The sequence below is a fragment of the Microcoleus sp. D3_18_C4 genome, assembly GCF_036702355.1.
Lineage (GTDB): Bacteria > Cyanobacteriota > Cyanobacteriia > Cyanobacteriales > Microcoleaceae > Microcoleus.
On record NZ_JAUBTF010000020.1, the window covers coordinates 54,137 to 72,306 of the forward strand.

The 18,170-nt window shown below is 47.8% G+C and carries 8 protein-coding genes; 4 read left to right on the forward strand and 4 right to left on the reverse strand.

All coding sequences use genetic code 11. From position 1 onward, the window contains the following. Window positions 1-263 precede the first annotated feature (263 nt). On the forward strand, window positions 264-3,500 hold the full coding sequence (locus QUA90_RS12565) for an Ig-like domain-containing protein (RefSeq protein WP_333445774.1): 3,237 nt from the start codon (window positions 264-266) through the stop codon (window positions 3,498-3,500). Window positions 3,501-3,534: 34 nt separating this feature from the next. Continuing rightward, a complete protein-coding gene (locus tag QUA90_RS12570) occupies window positions 3,535-6,447 on the forward strand; it encodes an Ig-like domain-containing protein (protein ID WP_333445776.1) in 2,913 nt (970 codons plus the stop codon). Between the two features lie 96 nt (window positions 6,448-6,543). On the opposite strand, the gene QUA90_RS12575 is transcribed toward QUA90_RS12570, so the two are convergent. The 4 genes from QUA90_RS12575 to QUA90_RS12590 all read right to left on the reverse strand — a co-directional run bounded on the left by QUA90_RS12575 (window position 6,544) and on the right by QUA90_RS12590 (window position 14,555). Next, the gene (locus QUA90_RS12575; RefSeq protein ID WP_333445778.1) at window positions 6,544-7,248 is read right to left on the reverse strand and encodes a rhomboid family intramembrane serine protease; all 705 of its coding nucleotides are present in this window, start codon (window positions 7,246-7,248) and stop codon (window positions 6,544-6,546) included. A gap of 363 nt (window positions 7,249-7,611) precedes the next feature. Then, on the reverse strand, window positions 7,612-8,709 hold the full coding sequence (locus QUA90_RS12580; protein WP_333445779.1) for a DJ-1/PfpI/YhbO family deglycase/protease: 1,098 nt from the start codon (window positions 8,707-8,709) through the stop codon (window positions 7,612-7,614). Between the two features lie 137 nt (window positions 8,710-8,846). Then, window positions 8,847-9,605 (reverse strand): SDR family oxidoreductase, encoded by a 759-nt coding sequence (locus tag QUA90_RS12585; RefSeq protein WP_333445781.1) that lies wholly within the window; start codon window positions 9,603-9,605, stop codon window positions 8,847-8,849. Window positions 9,606-9,863: 258 nt separating this feature from the next. After that, on the reverse strand, window positions 9,864-14,555 hold the full coding sequence (locus QUA90_RS12590; protein ID WP_333445783.1) for a PAS domain S-box protein: 4,692 nt from the start codon (window positions 14,553-14,555) through the stop codon (window positions 9,864-9,866). Between the two features lie 248 nt (window positions 14,556-14,803). Here QUA90_RS12590 and QUA90_RS12595 point away from each other — a divergent pair, with 248 nt between their 5' ends. Together QUA90_RS12595 and QUA90_RS12600 are read left to right on the forward strand one after the other, a co-directional pair. Next, the gene (locus QUA90_RS12595; protein ID WP_333445785.1) at window positions 14,804-16,975 is read left to right on the forward strand and encodes an EAL domain-containing protein; all 2,172 of its coding nucleotides are present in this window, start codon (window positions 14,804-14,806) and stop codon (window positions 16,973-16,975) included. A gap of 179 nt (window positions 16,976-17,154) precedes the next feature. Further along, on the forward strand, window positions 17,155-18,099 hold the full coding sequence (locus tag QUA90_RS12600; RefSeq protein WP_333445787.1) for an NAD(P)-dependent alcohol dehydrogenase: 945 nt from the start codon (window positions 17,155-17,157) through the stop codon (window positions 18,097-18,099). Window positions 18,100-18,170 lie beyond the last annotated feature (71 nt).

An 18,170-nucleotide genomic window follows, 5' to 3' on the forward strand; every position in this document is an offset into this window, starting at 1 on the left:
TGACTCCAAGCGCGACTTCTAGGTTCTATCGAAATGGCGCGATATTAAAGTATACCCAACCTAGGCATCAAAACGTGCAATCATTAATATTTTGGGATCAAAAGATGCCCAGCTTAAAAAATATCTATAGCAGTTGCAGTTTTGATTTAGTATGTTAGAAATGATGGGGTTATTAATCAATTTTAAGCCGGATTTGTGGCAACAAACTGATACTAATCAGTTCTTAAAGTTAATCGGGATCGTCGTTTAAAGGAGCCAAAATAATGCCAAGTGCAGTGCCATTAGTAATTATACCAGAACCTACACCAACACCAGAACCAGAACCAGAGACGCCAACACCAGAGACGCCGACACCAGAGACGCCGACACCAGAGACGCCAACTCCGACTCCAACACCAACACCACCTCCCTCCGGGGACGACACCTTTGGCGGCATAGACGACACATTGGGCGGAGGCCAAGGTACGTCGCCCGCAATCATCGGCGGCGTAGTCCGCGGCACAGAAAGCAACGACTCCTTAGCTGGCAGTCCCGGCCCCGACGTGATTTCCGGGCTGCAAGGCAACGACACCTTGCAAGGAGTCGGAGGCGACGATTTACTATTTGGCAACGACGATGACGACGTGCTGTTCGGCAATGAGGGCAACGACGTTCTTGATGGCGGTTCAGGACTGGATACCCTGTACGGAGGCAAAGACAACGACTCCCTCGACGGGGGAAATAACCCCGACCTGCTGTATGGCAATGACGGCAACGACACGGTAATCGGAGGCGAAGGCAGAGACACGGCTTACGGCGGCAAAGGCAGCGACAGCTTGCGTGGCGGTTCTGGCGACGATAGCTTTTTGGGCGATCGAGGCGACGACATTCTGTGGGGCGACCAAGGCAACGACTCGCTCTTCGGTGGTGACGGCGAAGACTTGCTATTTGGCAACGAAGGAGGCGACTGGCTCTACGGAAACGCCGGCGGGGACACAATTTTTGCCGGCGACGGCGATGACATAGTATTCGGCGGTGACGGCGACGACATCGTGGACGCCGGTGCTGGCAACGACGTTATTTGGGGCGAAGCAGGCAAAGACGTAGTGGCAGGAGGCGAAGGCAGAGATGTCTTCGTCATCGGTGCATTCAGTTCCCCCAGCGGCAGCAGCGACGGCACTAACGCGGCATTTATCACCACAGGCGGCCCCGATCTCGCTGATGCCGACATTTTCACAGACTTTCGCCAAGGCGAAGATTTAATCGGGTTAAGTGGCGACCTCAAGTTTGAAGATTTGGTAATCTTCCAAAGCACCGAGACCAAAGCCGGCAGTACGATTATTCGCAACGGTGTCAGCGGCGACTTTTTAGCAGTATTGCCCGGAGTAGACAGCAGAACCCTAGGGCGAAGCTCATTTGTAATTGCCCCCACAGTTCCCGGCAGCGCAACTCCGCTTCCCCTACCGACACCGACAACCAGTCCGACACCGACAACCAGTCCGACACCGACAACCAGTCCGACACCGACAACCAGTCCGACACCAGACGAGCCGGTGCCGACGTTCCCGACGCCGAATTTGCCGACGCCGACAGGAAGTCCGACGCCGACAGGAAGTCCGACGCCGACGTTCCCGACGCCCATCTTTAACCAACCTCCAAGAGCAGTTAACGACAACTTCACCACGGTTGCGGGTCAAGAACTCAGTTTCAACGTTCTGTTGAACGACACTGACCAGGAACAAAGCGCTCTGACTGTCACGACTTTTGCTCCAGCAAGCAAAGGAAGCCTGGTTCCCGTGGGCGGCGGCGTATTCAAATACACCCCGAATCCGGGCTTCTCGGGTACTGACAGCTTCAGCTACTCGATCTCAGACGGCAGCGGCGGCACAAGTAAGGCGGTAGTAACCATCAACGTCAGTAGCCCCCCGCAGCTAATAATTAACGACGGTGTGGTGGTTGCCAAAAGTAATCCTACCCAGACAATTACTGCCGCCGATTTGTTAATCACAGATCCCGACAACAGCCCCTTGGAAATCGTTTACACGATTACTAAAGCCCCCGATGCTACCAGAGGTTTTGTCCAAAGGGGTAGCACCTTTCTCAACGTGGGCGGCAAATTCACGCAAGACGATATCAACAACAACATCGTCAAATACAACTTGCTGGCAGCAGGTGGCAGCGACACTTTCACGTTTACAGCCTCCGACGGGTCTGCAACTATCGGGCCGGCATCCTTCAGCATTACGGTGGTAGATAATATTGTCGATCGCAGCGCACTCCCGGCCAGCAGCTTTACAGGCAGCAACCTCAGCGACTTCATCCTCGGCGGGGCCGGCGACGATACCCTCTCTGGGGGCGACGGCAACGACATCATCGATGGCAGTGGCGGCAACGACCTCGAATTCGGTGAAGCAGGCAACGACTCGGTGGTGGGTGCGATCGGCAACGACACCCTTGACGGCGGACTGGGCAACGATACTGTTGACGGCCAAGACGGCATAGACTCGCTGATCGGCGGACTGGGCAACGACCTGATGTTCGGTGGCAATGACAATGACATCCTAGGCGGCGGTGACAACAACGACACCATTGACGGCGGAACAGGCAATGACTCGATATTGGGAGAATCCGGCGAGGACTCGATACTTGGTGGCGCCGGGATTGACACCTTACTTGGTGGCATTGGCGACGACTCCCTCGACGGCGGTGCCGGCGACGACATCCTAGACGGTGGATTGGGCAGAAACTTGCTCGACGGCGGTATCAATAACGATTCCATCTTGGGCGGCGACAACGATGACACGATGTTGGGTGGAGAAGGCAACGACACGGGACTAGGAGGTTCCGGCAATGACTACGTGTTGGGCGAGGCCGGCAGCGACTCCCTCGACGGCCAAGCGGGCGACGACACTCTCGACGGCGGTGCCGGCAGTGACTGTCTCAGCGGCGCCTTCGGCAATGACTTGGTATTGGGCGGCGATGACAACGACTCGCTTTCCGGTGGTGCAGGCAATGACATTTTGGGCGGTGGCAACGGTTCTGACTTGCTCACGGGCGATGCTGGCAATGACTTCTTCTACTATGAAACTCCCAGCGAAGGCGTGGACGTGATTGCTGACTTTAACGCTAACGGCAGCGAGACCGACAGATTTTTGTTCAGGTCGTCAAATTTCGCAGGTTTAACCAATTCAGGAACTACTCTCGATTTCACCAGTTTTATCGTCAGGAATATCGGGTCTAGCGGCGACGACATCAGCAAGCAATCAGTCATTTTGTTTGAATCTAAATTTGATAACGCTCAAGCCATAAATGCAGTGTTGAAGAATCAAAAGGGTTCGAGCAAAACGGGAGCTTTCTTCGTGTACCTGAACAATACTTTTAACAAGTACGTTCTCGGCTTCGACCCGAATGTGGCAGATGACAGTCTCCCAGCTTTCGATTTGGCAGTGTTGAATTCTATTCCTACAGTGCCGGGAGCGCTCAGCACCGTCATTACTGCATCTGACTTTAAGTTTATTTAGTAGTTTTTGAGTAGCGTCGCAAGGAGTCGGAACAATGCCAAGTGCAGTACCACTAATTTTTCTCGAAGGGCGGCTACCCGATGAGAACGCGGATAGTTTGGATAGTGGCACGGTGCCGCAGCCTACGCCGTCGTCGGGGACGGAGCCGATGATGACGGGGACGGAGCCGATGATGACGGGGACGGAGCCGATGATGACGGGGACGGAGCCGATGATGACGGGGACGGAGCCGATGATGATGGGGACGGGCCCGGACATTTCAATCACCCCGGTGCCGCGGCCACCTCTGACAGTTCCCACGCCTCCCCCAGAGCCACTTTTTGTCGATGGCTTAGTTGTCGCAAATGAGGGCAGTAATTATTTAATCGGCAGTTTGTTCAATGACACGATTGCCGGGGGTGCCGGCGACGACACACTTTTGAGTCGAGACGGGGACGATCTACTCAGGGGCGAAGACGGTAACGATTCTCTCAACGGTGGCGCTGGTAAAGATATCGTTGAGGGCGGGCGCGGTAATGACACGGCGCGGGGCGGCAAAGGCGATGACTTGGTTTCTGGCGACGAGGGCGGTGACGTAGCTTTTGGCGACCAGGGCAACGATATTGTCTTGGGTGCTGAAGGCAACGACTCGCTGTACGGCGGTAAAGGCAATGACTGTCTGCGCGGTGGTGGGGAGGACGACCTGATTTTTGGCGACAAGGGCAGTGACACTGTTTTTGGCGACACGGGTAACGACTGCCTGATCGGCGGCGCTGGCAATGATATTTTGTTGGGCCAGGAGGGCGGGGATGTCATCACCGGCGGTGTTGGTAATGATACTGGTGACGGCGGCGAGGGTGATGACCTGATCTTCGGGGGCGACGGCAATGATTCTTTGTCTGGGGGGCCTGGGGATGATATTCTTTCGGGCGATCGCGGATCGGATACTCTGACAGGAGGCGACGGATCGGATATCTTTGTTCTCGGTAGGGTGGGTACGTCGCCTGGTAGCAACGGGTTTCTCACTACTGGCGGCCGCGAAATCGGCGATGCTGATGTAATTAGAGATTTTAATGCGGGAGATTCGATCGGTCTGGCTGGAGGTCTGAACTTTACAGAGTTAGAAATTTTCCAGGGCCAAGGCTCGAATTCTAGCAACACGATTATTAGGGACAGGCGAACTGGGGAATTTTTGGCGGTGTTGATTGATGTTCGATCGACCTCGCTAGATGAATCTCGATTCACTACAGCTCAAATACCGCGCGTAAACGACAATCCCTTCACCATTGAGGGGACAACAACTAGCCCCACAACGGGGACAACAACGAATCCCACAACGGGGACAACAACTAACCCCACAACGGGGACAACAACTAACCCCACAACGGGGACAACAACTAACCCCACAACGGGGACAACAACTAACCCCACAACTCCAACACCAGCGACCACAACTCCAACACCAGCGACCACAACTCCAACACCAGCAGGCACAACAACGAACCCCACAACGGGTACAACAACTAACCCCACAACGGGGACAACAACTAACCCCATAACAGGCACAACAACTAACCCCACAACGGATCCATTGCCGGTACAGGTTCCGGGTACGAGTCCGAGTCCGAGTCCGAGTCCGACTGCGGGCGGGACAACTCCGAGTCCGAGTCCTTCCATCGTCCCGACTCCCACTGCGGCGCCCCCAACTCCTCCGCCTTTGGGCGGGGGGCCGACTCCGCCGAGTTTTACATCTCCGACTCCTAACCAGCCGCCGATCGTGGAAGCTGGCAAGACGGTGACTGGTTTGCAGAATTTGCCTCTGTCTCTGAGCATTTCGGCGCCCAGCGACCCCGAGGGCCAGCCGCTGTCGATCGCGGTAGTCGGACTTCCAAATCCTACTTTTGGTCAGGTAATTACGGGTACGAGCCCCCTCACCGTGAACCAAAAGTTAACCGTTCAGGATTTACTTGGGCTGAAATTCCAACCGGGAACAAACGTGATCGGGCAAGCCGGTTCTTTCAGCTACAGCGTAGCTGACGACCAAGGCGGCACGGCAGCAGCGTCAGTGGCGATTAACATCAATTCTTTCGATACCTCCGTAACTGTTCCCACTATCCTGTCGCCGATTGCTGTCGATGACGGCATCGTATTTACCAATACGAATAATTTGCTGCCCACTTTCATCGACGTACTGGCGAACGATTCCAGTCCGCAAAAAGGGACACTCAGCATTATCAATGTCAGCACACCACAACTGGGGGTAGCTGTAAATCTTGTCTCTCAAGTGCAATTCATCCCCGGCAACGTAGCGGGTACAACTGCTTTCACCTACAGCGTCAGCGACGGATTCGGGACAGTTCCGGGCGTAGGTACTGTCACCGTTCAAATCTTGCCTGCTGATAGCGGGCCTAACAATTTAGTTGGGGGTTCTTTGCCGGACAATTTGGACGGTTTGGCGGGCAGCGATACTATTGACGGTCAAGGCGGCAACGATACGATTAACGGCGGTGTGGATAACGACGTACTCGTAGGGGGCCTCGGCGCAGATACCATGACAGGGGGTGGCGGCAACAATCAATTCCGCTATACCAGCCCTGCACAAGGTGGGCCGGCTTTTGATGCGTCTTCTTCGGCGGCGATCGAGGCTGCGATCGCGGCGGGCGGATATGATGTGATTACTGATTTTAGCGGTCTCGGTGTGCCGATCGCCGATCAGTTTAATTTTGCCCCCGGATTTGCCAATCTCAGCGGTAACACCCAAGTTCTGCTGAACGTGCAGACAACGGTTTCTGCAAATATTCTGGGAGGAAGTGCTTTCTTGTTTGCCTACGATTCCGGGGGCAATACTTACATCATTTATGACGGCAATGGCAATAACGTCACCGGCAGTGATTCTCGCATTTTGGCGAAGTTAAATGGTGTAACTGGAGTTTCTGCTCTTTCGGAATTTGACTTGACGTTTATCTAGGAAGATAAGAGGTTTGAAACCACAAATTAACGCAGATTAACGCCGATTTCTTTGGCAGTTTATCTGCGTTAATTTTTGTTCATCTGCGGTGAAAAATTAAATCCGATTATCTTCAGAAAAAAGTCCCAACAAAGGGCCTAGAATAGCGCCGAAAACAAAGCCGCCAGCGTGGGCCCAGTAGGCAACTCCCCCGGATTCCATGCCGACACTTGCCGGGGCATTCAAGGAAGCCAGGCCGCTCAATGCTTGCTGTGCAAACCAAAATCCTAGAAAGAAGAAAGCGGGGACTCTGACAGTGGTAATAAAAATTCCCAAGGGAAGCAGTGTCAGAACTTTGGCTTGGGGATATCTGAGAATGTAAGCTCCCATCACGCCTGCGATCGCGCCGCTAGCACCTAGGGACGGAATGGCAGATGCTGAGGAAAAATACCACTGAGTTAGTGATGCTAAAACGCCGCAAGTAAGGTAAAATATTATAAATTTGACGTGTCCTAAACGGTCTTCTACGTTATTGCCAAAAATCCACAAAAATAACATATTTCCGGCAATGTGGAGAAAGCCTGCGTGCAGGAATTGGGAGCTAATTAGTGTCGTCCATTCGGGAAATGGCGAAACTGGCAGAGCAACCCGACACATATTGCTTAACTGGCAAGGAATTACGGCCCAAGAGTAGAAGAATTGGGTTAATTGTCGATCGCCCAAACTGAGTTCGTACAAAAATACTAATATGTTTGCCGCAACCAGCCCATAGGTGACATAGGGAGTGATAGTAATGGGATTTTCATCGCGTAAGGGAACCACAGCCTTTTTTTCCTCATCAAAATATTGGCAACACAGTAGCGCATTTATAGCCCAGGTGTCTCCTGTCTAAAGGAAGAGGGAACAAGTCAATCGATTTTAGATTTTAGATTTTAGATTAAATAATTGAATTGAAAAATTGAAGAAAGCGACTTTACGAATGTATCCGGGGGGCTGAAACAAAAATAAAACCCATTTAATAAAACCCTCCACCTTGCAGTTAGTTGAATATCTGCTTTTTAGTGTTGGGTTTTATTTTACCGCCAAGGCGTATATTGTAGGATTTCAGAGCAAGTTGGTAGTTGCGATATTGGTGCGGGTTTTCACCTCTCAACAAAACTACAAACTTATTTATCCCCTTGCTGATTACATTTTTACAGCGGGGCTAGTCGAAGGTTTAGGCGACTTAATTTCCTGGGAAACTGCACGGGCGCGGAAGAGTTTAGCAACGACTTGTTCACACTTAGACAAATCCGATTCTATCTCTGTCAAAATAGCCGTTGATACCGGATCTGTGAACTTCACCCGCAGGTTGTTGACATCGACAACACCGGTTTGCAACTCACCTAGAGTGCTCCGCAGCAAGAACGTTTCATCGGTTCCTTGCATTGAGGTTTTTAATTTAGCGTATTTGTCAGCAATTTGGGCAGGAATTGAGGGTTTTTCACCAAAATCGTTGAGGCGTTTTTCGAGAGCGAGGATGTGGTTCTGTTTGTTTTGAATCATTTCTCTCAAGAGCGATCGCAAATCGCTGTCTTGGGTTTTTTCCGCATAATTTTGAAATGCTTCGCAAGCATAGCGTTCCCCTGCGAGGGCGGTATTCAAACCTTTAACAATGTCGCCTTGTGTAGAACCTCCCCAACCATTAGCTAATTTCCACCACTCTGCATTTGTGTCAGTTTCTTCTGGCAAACCGACTGCTTGTCCGCCGTAACCGAGGCGAGCCAGAATTGCGGTGGTAAATATTGCTAAATCTCCAGGTTGGCGGGAAGTGATCAAGTTGCCGTCAACTACTAAAGCTTCGTTAATGTAGTTAGCTCCGGCATTAATCATGTCTGTTTTAATTGCCAAGAAACCAGTCGCATTTTTACCTTTCAGCAAGTCGGCTTCAATCAAAAGTTGCGGGCCGTGGCAAACAGCAGCGACTATTTTGCCTTGCTCAAATGCTTCTCGTACAAAACGTACTGTATTGGGATTAGTCCGCATCATATCGGGAGCCATACCGCCGGGAATGACTACTGCATCGAATTCGGCGGGCACTGCTTCTGTGGTAGTTCCGTCAGCTTGCTGGGCAACTTTTCCTTGTTTCCCTGCATACTTTTCGTTTGTCCGCGAACCGAGGACAACTACTTCAAAATTTGCTTGTTTTAAGGCGTTGTAAGGAACTAGAAATTCCGAATCTTCTACTCCATTTTCGATGAGTATGGCAACTCGTTTGGTGTAGGTGCCGTTATCTGTTGTCATAATCAACTTTCCTCAGACTATCTTTTCATCTAACACTAATTCATTTATGATGTTTTTAGCGTCTTGCTAAAGTGATAAATTAGTGAGTTTTAAAAGATATCAGCGTGAGCCTTGAGAGGTATTTTACAGTTATTGTCTCAATGCACATAAGAGGCTCCGTTAATATCGATCGTAGTCCCGGTAGCGTGTGCAGCTAAACCCGACGCTAAAAACGCGATCACATTGGCAACATCTTGAGGAGGAGCGATTTTGCCGATCGGGATATCGCGAATAATATCAGCTTCACCGAACTCCTGAATAAACTGATTAGACATTTCTGTACTGACAAATCCCGGTGCAACTGTAAAAGCCAAAATATTATCAGCCGCAAACCCTCTAGCAATGCTGCGAGTTAAAGCAACAATAGCACCTTTAGAAGCGGCGTAATGCAGATAATTCGGGTCATCTCCCCGAAAAGCAGCGCGACTTGCTATATTAATAATTGTACCGACTCGGCGAGTTTGAAAATGCAGAATAGATTCCCGGCACAAATCGGCAACGGCAACTAAATTTACTTGTAGAGTTTGCTGCCAAGCTGACGACCAAATATCGAATTTGTCCTCGATACCCGCTGACTGCATAATCCCCGCATTATTAACTAAAATATCAATATGACCGCGCCATTTTAAAGCATCTCGCCACAAAGTCGAGGCCGCGTTTTCCACCCTCAAATCTGCTGCCAATAAATAACAGCGATCGCGCCCAACACTTGCGGCTACCGCTTCAGCTTCTTTCTGACTGCGAAAGTAATGCAAAATCACCTCAGCCCCAGCATTAACCAGAGTCTGCACCGTCACTGCACCAATCCCTTTCGAGCCGCCAGTTACTAAAATTACCTTTCCTGTTAAATCAATCATTTCTCTATCTCTTTTCTCTTTCTCGGTGGCCTCTGCGCCCTCTGCGGTTAATAAAAAAAATAAATCCCCTTTACACCAAAAATATAATTGCTATATGATACAGCACATTCCATCTAATGTATATGGAATTGCCTCATGCTGATAGATATCTGCAACACACATCTCCAATAACTTCCAAATCCTTTCCCCTGTTGGTTTCTATTGGAAATATAGCCACTGCTTACAGCACTATAGCTTCTTTGTCCTTAAACTCGATAGCTAAAGGGGATTGGGGAGTAGAGGTCGAATTAAATCCATAATTCGGTCAGAATTAAAATTGTGGATATAGTCAGTTAGTGCCTGGGACAAACCTGCTTTAGATTCGGGAATTTCTACAATTAATTCATTCATAACTTCGGTATCGAGATAGTAAGCGGCTTGATACATTTGTTCTAACCACTCAGGGGGCATAACAGATATATCTTCTACAGACACACTTTCAACTAATAGTTTTTGTGGAGTTTGTCCTAGGGCTTCGTAGATATATTGTACTCCCAAATATGTAGCGAGTTTGTCAAAAAGTTTTTTCTTCTGAAATGGCTTGCTTATAAAGTCGTTACAGCCAGCCATGAGAACGCTCTCTCGCTCTTCTTCAAAAGCACTGGCAGTTAAAGCAATAATGACAGTTTCTTGGTTGTTAGGGCGTTCTCTAATATATTTAGTAGCTGTGTAGCCGTCCATGATTGGCATTCGCAGATCCATGAAAATCAGGTGTGGCCGCCAACTCTCCCACAGTGAGATTGCCTCAACTCCCTGTGTTGCTTCTCTCACCTCAAAGCCAACGGAGGTAAGGATCTCGACTAACAAGCGGCGATTGTCTGCTAAATCTTCAACAACAAGGATACGGTAGGTTGGTTGTCCAGAAGCTAAACCAATTACTCTTTGATTAATTGATTCTGGGGGTAAGGATTCTGCTTGAGGTAACTGTACACCAATCTCAAAGGAAAAAGTGCTACCTCGGTTCAAAGTGCTTTTAACCCGAATTTGACCGCCCATGAGTTGGACGAGTTTTTGACTGATCGCTAAACCAAGCCCAGTGCCTTGACTCAAATTACTCCCAGCTTCGGCTTGCACGAAAACCTTAAACAATTTATCAATTTCTGTTGGCGAAATTCCCACACCTGTATCCTCGACTTCAAAACATAGGTGACAGGAGGTTTGATCTCTTTGTCCTGCTTTTACCCGTAGGGTGATGCTTCCTTGCTTGGTAAATTTAATCGCATTCCCGAGCAGATTGACCAAGACTTGATATAGTTTTTTCTCATCGGTATTTACAAATTGGGGAAGATCGGGATCTCGCTCGACAATTAGCGCTAATTCTTTGGGTTGGACTTTAATTAGCAACATTTCTTCAATACAAGTCAGTAAACTTGTCAAGTCAACGTCAGAAGGATTGAGCGTCATCCCTCCGCTCTCAATTTTGGATAAATCTAAAATATCGTTAATCAAGTCCAACAAATATTTACCGCTACGGTTGACAATCTGTAAGCGTTCTTGTAAAGAAGGAGTCAGAGCGCTTTCATCGCTCATCAATTGCGTGAATCCTAAAATCGAGTTGAGGGGGGTGCGGAGTTCGTGGCTCATATTGGCGAGGAAGACACTCTTGGCTTGGTTGGCTGCTTCTGCTGCTTCCTTCGCCTGCCGAAGTTCCACCTCAGATTGTTTGCGATCGCTAATATCAATTAAATATCCCAAGATTTCCACTGGTCTACCTGCACGATCGCGAATTAGCTTGAGTTGTTCGAGTACCCAGCGATAATTCCCATCTGCGTGCAGAAGACGGAATTCCTGAAAATAAAAATCATCTGTGAACAGGTTAGTTATTCCATTAAGCACCTGGTCTATTTCATCGGGATGCAGATGATTCATCCAAAATCCAGACTCTTCTAAAAATGCTTTGGTTTCGTAGCCCATTACATCTTTGATGTTTTCGCTTACGAAGGTTGCGCCATAGTCGCCATCAGCTTTACTGCTAAAAATAACGACGGGGCTGTAGTTCAGGAGAAAGTTAAGGCGATTTGTGGTGGATTGTAAGGCTTGTTCAGCAAGTTTTAGCTGCGATACATCCTCCTGAACCGCAACAAATACAGTTCCGTATTCAGGATGCTCAAACCTAGAGGTATGAACTCTGCACCAAAAGAGTGTGCCATCTTTTTTTTTGTTGTAGACTTCATATTGCGCTTCCCCGTCCCGATCGAGTTGAGTCGCAATATCTTCAACGGTTTCGTCGGGTGTCACCTGTGTCTCGACATAATTTATTACACCAACGGGTTGACCTGCGAGTTCGCCCTCTGTATAGCCAAAAATCGCATCAAATTTAGGATTAGCGTAAATGATCGTCAAGTCTGAGGCATTGACTAAACATACACCACCTGCCATATTATTCATAATAATACTTTGCAGTTCTAGCTTGTTTTGAGATTCTTTTCGTTCCGTAATATCTTGAATGTGAGCAATAAGACTTAGCGGATTTTCTTTCTTGTCTCTGATTACCGAGGCGTTAAGTAAACCCCAAATAATATGTCCGTGTTTATGGATATAGCGCTTTTCTCGTTGGGAATAAAGTGACATCTTGCCTGTTACTAGCAGATTGACATTTTTTATATCCTCTTCTAAATCTTCAGGATGGGTTATGCTTTGAAAAGTTAACCCTAAAAGTTCTTCTGGGGAATAACCAATCATCTGAGAGAAAGCTGAATTGGTCTTAATAAAATGCCCATCGAGGGAAAGGATCGCCATCCCGATCGAGGCATCTTCAAACGCATGGCGAAACTGCTCTTCACTCTTTTGTAAAGCTGTCTCCATTTGTTGGCGTTCGAGATCAGCACGCTTGCGAGCACTGATGTCGCGTTTAATTACAGAACCCGCAACAATTCTGCCTGCTGTGTCCTTCAGAGGTGATATGGTACAACAGATGTCGATAAGCTGTCCATCTTTGCGGACGCGCACAGTTTCATAGTTTTTAATTATTTCTCCTTGTCGAAGCGTGGCGAGAATTTGCTGTTCTTCGTACATAAGATGAGGTGGAATTAGAATAGTAATCGATTGTCCTATGATTTCTTCAGCCTTGTAGCCAAAGATTTCTTCTGCTGCATTGTTCCAGCTTAAAATGATGCCGTCTAAGGACTTGCTAATCATTGCCTCACCAGAATGTTCCACAATCGCTGCCATGCTTGCCAGTGATGCTTCTGCTTGCTTGCGGAGGGTAATATCGTTTCCAATGCAGAGAAACCCTGTGATCTTGCCTTCTGGGTCATATAAAGCCGTCACCGAGAGGAGTAATGGAAAGCGACTACCATCTTTGCGGATGTAGGACCATTCATACTCGTCTGGCATTCCAAGGCGTGCCTTAGCAACAAAAGTCTCAAATCCTGGTTCAATAGAGATTCCCATCTCAGCAGATAAATCTTGGGCGCGCCGCACGACTTCCTCCTTGTCGTGAAGGATCGCAGGTGTGGCTTTCCCCACAACTTCTTCGGCACTATATCCCAGCAATCTCTCGGCGGCTTTATTAAAGGTAAGAATCGTACCATCTGCGGCTGTGGAAAGGATGGTGTAGTTGGTACTATCTAAAATGGCTTTTTGCAGCGTTGTTGTTTGAAGTAATTCTTCCTCGGCTTTTTTGCGATCGCTAATATCGCGCAGAATAACAGTACATACCGTTTCGTCTCCCATTTCCAGCTTAGAAATAGTGGCTTCAGCAGGAAAATCGGTGCCATCTTGGCGACGACCCAAAATCTCACCTCGTTCTCCCATCCTTCGCGCTTTACCAGAAGATTGAGCAAATTGTTGGATATGCTGCTGGTGAGCATTCCTAAACTGCTCTGGCAGCAGTAAGCTCAGGGGTTGCCCTAAAACTTCCTCTGTTTTATAGCCAAAAATCTTTTCCGCCCCCTGATTAAACATGGTAATCTGTTGAGTGCGATCGACGGAAATAATTGCATCACTGGCGATTTCCAGAATTCCTGCAAAACGAGCCTGCGATTTTTGTAAAGCATCTGTTCGTTCAGCCACAATAATTTCTAAAGTTTCGTTAAGTTTTTTAAGGTCTTTTTCGGCTTGTTGGCGCTTGTAATCTATCAGGTTCAAAAAACGAGCCGTCCCCCAAATGAGAATTGAGAACGTGAAAACCATGATGGCTGACCGCAAGGCATAGCCATATTCAGCGTTATACCAGCCTAGTTTTTCCCCATGAAGAGTGAACCAGTTCATTACCACTGGAAAGATTACTGCCCAAGGCAGCAAGCACCGCAACATCAGTCCGCCGACTAGCGGGCTGGTTACTACTTGCATTAATCCTTCCTTGGGTCGGAGCCATAAAATTCCCCCATAGAGGATGAAAAAGCTTAGGATCGTGGATGGTACTTGAGCTGTTGTAACTACGATTAGTTGGGCGAAAATTTTGACCTCAAAGATGTATCCAAATAAAGCTAGCAGAGAAATTAAAGCTGCAATACTACTGCAAATCTGAGCCAACCAAGTGTCCCGTTGGGAATTTTTCCCTAGCAGTAATAGTGCTACTCCCATCAGCACAAAATTTAGGGCGGTATTTACTCCCATTCTTCCCGGATAAGGAGTCGCTGAAGACACGACATCCCGGAAAAGCCACTCATCAATGCCCAGATGCCAACCAAAGAGATACTCGCTCAGCGTCAGCACACCGATGATGATGATGAATCCTGCTGTCCCTTGAGCGATTCTATAGTGCATTCGGGTTAGTCTTTGGTGCTGTAACAATCTCAAAGACACTCCAGCCAACAAAAAGCAAAGTGCCGTGTTTGCTTTCATGGTCGAAGTCATACCAGGAAAACCACTTTTGAGTAGGGAGATGTCAAATTGCCAACCCAGCAGCACGAGACATCCGATCGCAATGACGAGTAGACTTGCCATGTGAGAAATGCGCTTGTTCATAAGTCGGCTGCTTGGGTTGAAACAATGTTCTTCTGATCATGTTAGGCGAAGCGAAGAAGGGCAACCACGGGGGGACTGCCCCTAGCCGAACAATGGAGATTTTGTATGATTGCGCCCCCTTGCCAGCCCCATATCTCCGGGAGCGCAGGACTTCTTTGTGGGTAAAGTAACTTTTTTAACCTAATAATTCAACTATACTATTTGTGCATATGTTTATAGTCGTCTAGCAAGAAACTATGGAAATCAGTATGATTATCGATAGAACTAGCGATCGGGTTAGCGATCCAGCTACAAACTACCGAGGTAATATTTTAATTGTTGACGATCTGCCTGATAACCTGCGTCTTCTCAGGGATACTTTGAGCGCACAGGGTTATAAAGTTCGCAGTGCCACGACAGGTGCAATGGCGCTCAGAGCCGCCCAATCTCCATCGACGGAGTTAATTTTACTAGATATTAAGTTGCCCGATCAGGATGGGTATGAAGTTTGCCGACAATTAAAATCTGATGAGCGCACCGTAGACATTCCAATAATTTTTTTAAGTGCGCTAAATGAAACTTTTAATAAGGTGCAAGGGCTGGCTGCGGGAGGGGTAGATTATATTGCTAAGCCATTCCAAGTCGAAGAAGTATTAGCTCGTGTCGAAACCCACCTAACCATCCGAAGGCTGCAACAAAGCCTCCAAAAGCAAAATTTACGTCTCTTGAGAGAAATTGAAGAACGGCAACGTCTCGAAGAGTCTCTCTTTGCCGAAAAGGAATTGGCTCAAGTGACTGTGCAATCCATTGGCGATGCGGTCATTACTACTGATGCCCAAGGTAATGTAACATATTTCAACCCTATAGCTGAGCGGCTGACAGGCTGGAAAACTCATGAGGTTCAAGGAGTTCCTTTTTCTACAGTTTTCCTAATTGTCGATCAAGTAACGCGAGAGCTAGTAGAGAATCCTATAAACAAGGCTCTATTAGAGGAGCGAATTGTGACCTTAGCTAACAATACTATTCTGATTTCCCATGATGGAACGGAGTATCCCATTGCTGACTCGGCAGCACCGATTCGAGACCGCCAAGGTAAAATTATCGGGGCAGTCATGGTCTTTCATGATGTTACTGAATCGCGCTATCTCACCCGTCAACTTTCTTGGGAATCCAGTCACGATGCCCTAACGGGGTTAATCAACCGTCGAAGATTTGAGCAGCAGCTAGTTGAGGCGATCGCCTCTTGTCAAGATAGCAATCAGCAGCACGCTCTCTGTTATTTAGATTTAGATCAGTTCAAAGTCGTTAACGATACCGTAGGGCATATTGCTGGCGATGAGCTACTGCGCCAAATCACCGCACTTATTCAACAGGGAGTCCGTGCTAGTGATATGCTGGCTCGCTTGGGAGGTGATGAATTTGGTATTTTACTCTCTCAGTGTTCGCTCTCTCAAGCAGCTCAGATTGCAGAAAAACTCAAAGACTTAGTGCATAAGTTTCGGTTTATTTGGAATAGCAAAACCTTTATCATCGGGGTCAGCATTGGAGTTGTTGCCATTAACCAAACCAGCAAAGATTTGATGCAGGTTCTGGGAGAGGCTGATGCAGCTTGTTATGCCGCCAAAGCGAGAGGCCGCAACTGTGTTCATGTTTATAGCCTAGATGATGAGGAAGTAATTAAACAACGTGGTGAGAGACTGGTGATTTCCCAAATCAGCCGAGCGTTGGGAACCAATCATTTTCGTCTCTACTGCCAAAAGATTGTCTCTATTAGCTCTAACCCATTAGTAGAGCATTATGAGATTTTGCTCAGAATGCTGGACGAAAATGGAGAAGTAGTATCTCCAAATGAGTTTATTCCCGCCGCCGAGCGTTATGGCTTGATAACTGAGATCGATTGTTGGGTAATCGAAACTTTTTTCTCTAATTATCACAAATTACCGGAAAAAGATGTTAACCAAGGCTTGTATACGATCAATCTTTCTGGGGCTAGCATTAGTAACAATCAGTTTTTGAAGTTTTTAATCGAACAATTTTCTCGATACAAAGTCCCCCCACAAACCATTGGTTTTGAAATCACGGAAACCGCAGCGATCGCAAACTTTGAGCAAGCCAGATATTTCATGGGCGAACTCAAAAAGATTGGCTGTTGCTTTGCTTTAGATGATTTTGGCAGTGGGTTGAGTTCTTTTGCTTATCTGATGAATTTACCAGTTGATTATTTAAAGATTGATGGTGCTTTTGTCAAGAATATTAGTCATAATTTGATTTCTCAAGCGCTAGTTGAAGGCTTTAATCGTATTGCCCATGCGATGAATCTTGAAACTATAGCTGAGTTTGTCGAAGACGAGACTATCTTAGAAAAATTGCGGGAGATTGGAGTAGATTATGCTCAGGGTTATGGGATCGCCCGCCCTGTTCCTATTAATTTTAATCTCTAGTCGATCGCACGCTTGCCAGCGAACCCATTGCCTCACGCCTGCGTCCTGTCTGGAAGCCTCCAAGAGTCGATCGCCCGCTGCTACAAGGGTGACTCAATTTACTGTGTCACATTGAGATCGAATGTGCTGTAATTGTAAAGGATTGAATGTTCCATTGGAAATAAACCGGAAAATTTGCCATGAAAGCAGTTGCGTTCGATCGCTACGGTTCAGCCGAGGAATTGCAGTACCGAGAGTTGGAAAAGCCGATCGCCAAATCCAACGAATTGTTAGTGCGAGTTCGGGCTAGCAGCGTCAATCCCGTAGACTGGAAAATCCGGCAAGGACACCTGCAACTATTAACAGGATTTAACTTTCCTCGAATCGTCGGTTCTGACATTTCGGGAGTTGTCGTGGAAGTCGGCCGGGAAGTCACCAAATTTCAACCCGGAGATGAAGTTTATACTTTCTTAAATCCCATGAGTGGGGGTGCTTGCGCCGAATACGCGGTCGTGGCAGAATCGGATGCCGCCTTTAAACCGAAAAACATCACTCATGCAGAAGCAGCAGCAGTACCGATCGCAGGTTTAACTGCTTTGCAAGCGCTCAGGGATTTGGGTCAAATTCAAGCAGGAAATAAAGTATTGATTAACGGCGCTTCCGGCGGAGTCGGCACTTTTGCCGTGCAAGTTGCGAAAGCAATGAATGCGGAAGTAACGGGAGTTTGCAGTGCTAAAAATAGAGAATTGGTGAAGAGTTTAGGAGCCGATCTTGTCCTGGATTACGCAGAAATTGACTTTACTCAACAGACAGATAAATATGATATAATTTTAGATGCTGTGGGAACAAGAACATTTGCTGAATGCGAAAAAGTGCTGCAACCAGAGGGAATTTATATATCGACTTTGCCAAGTTTCGAGAACCTCGCACCGATGTTAACGAGCTGGTTTATATCGGGTAAAAAAGCTAAATTCATTCTAGCCAATGCCAACCCCAGCGATTTAGGGGCTTTGCGGGAGTTAATAGAATCCGATAAAGTTGAGCCGATTGTCGATCGCACTTACAGCTTAGCAGAAGTAGCAGCAGCCCACGCTTACAGCGAAACGGGCCGCGCGATCGGCAAAATTGCGATCGTCATTGAATAATGAAGGCACGACACGGGTTTTGACACCGCTACACGGATTAATTATCGATCGTTCCTTCTACTGCTGATGTC

Coding starts and splice junctions, on each gene's coding strand:
- QUA90_RS12565 (WP_333445774.1), top strand. CDS start 264: ATGCCAAGTGCAGTGCCATTAGTAATTATACCAGAACCTACACCAACA.
- QUA90_RS12570 (WP_333445776.1), top strand. CDS start 3,535: ATGCCAAGTGCAGTACCACTAATTTTTCTCGAAGGGCGGCTACCCGAT.
- QUA90_RS12580 (WP_333445779.1), bottom strand. CDS start 8,709: ATGACAACAGATAACGGCACCTACACCAAACGAGTTGCCATACTCATC.
- QUA90_RS12585 (WP_333445781.1), bottom strand. CDS start 9,605: ATGATTGATTTAACAGGAAAGGTAATTTTAGTAACTGGCGGCTCGAAA.
- QUA90_RS12590 (WP_333445783.1), bottom strand. CDS start 14,555: ATGAACAAGCGCATTTCTCACATGGCAAGTCTACTCGTCATTGCGATC.
- QUA90_RS12595 (WP_333445785.1), top strand. CDS start 14,804: ATGATTATCGATAGAACTAGCGATCGGGTTAGCGATCCAGCTACAAAC.
- QUA90_RS12600 (WP_333445787.1), top strand. CDS start 17,155: ATGAAAGCAGTTGCGTTCGATCGCTACGGTTCAGCCGAGGAATTGCAG.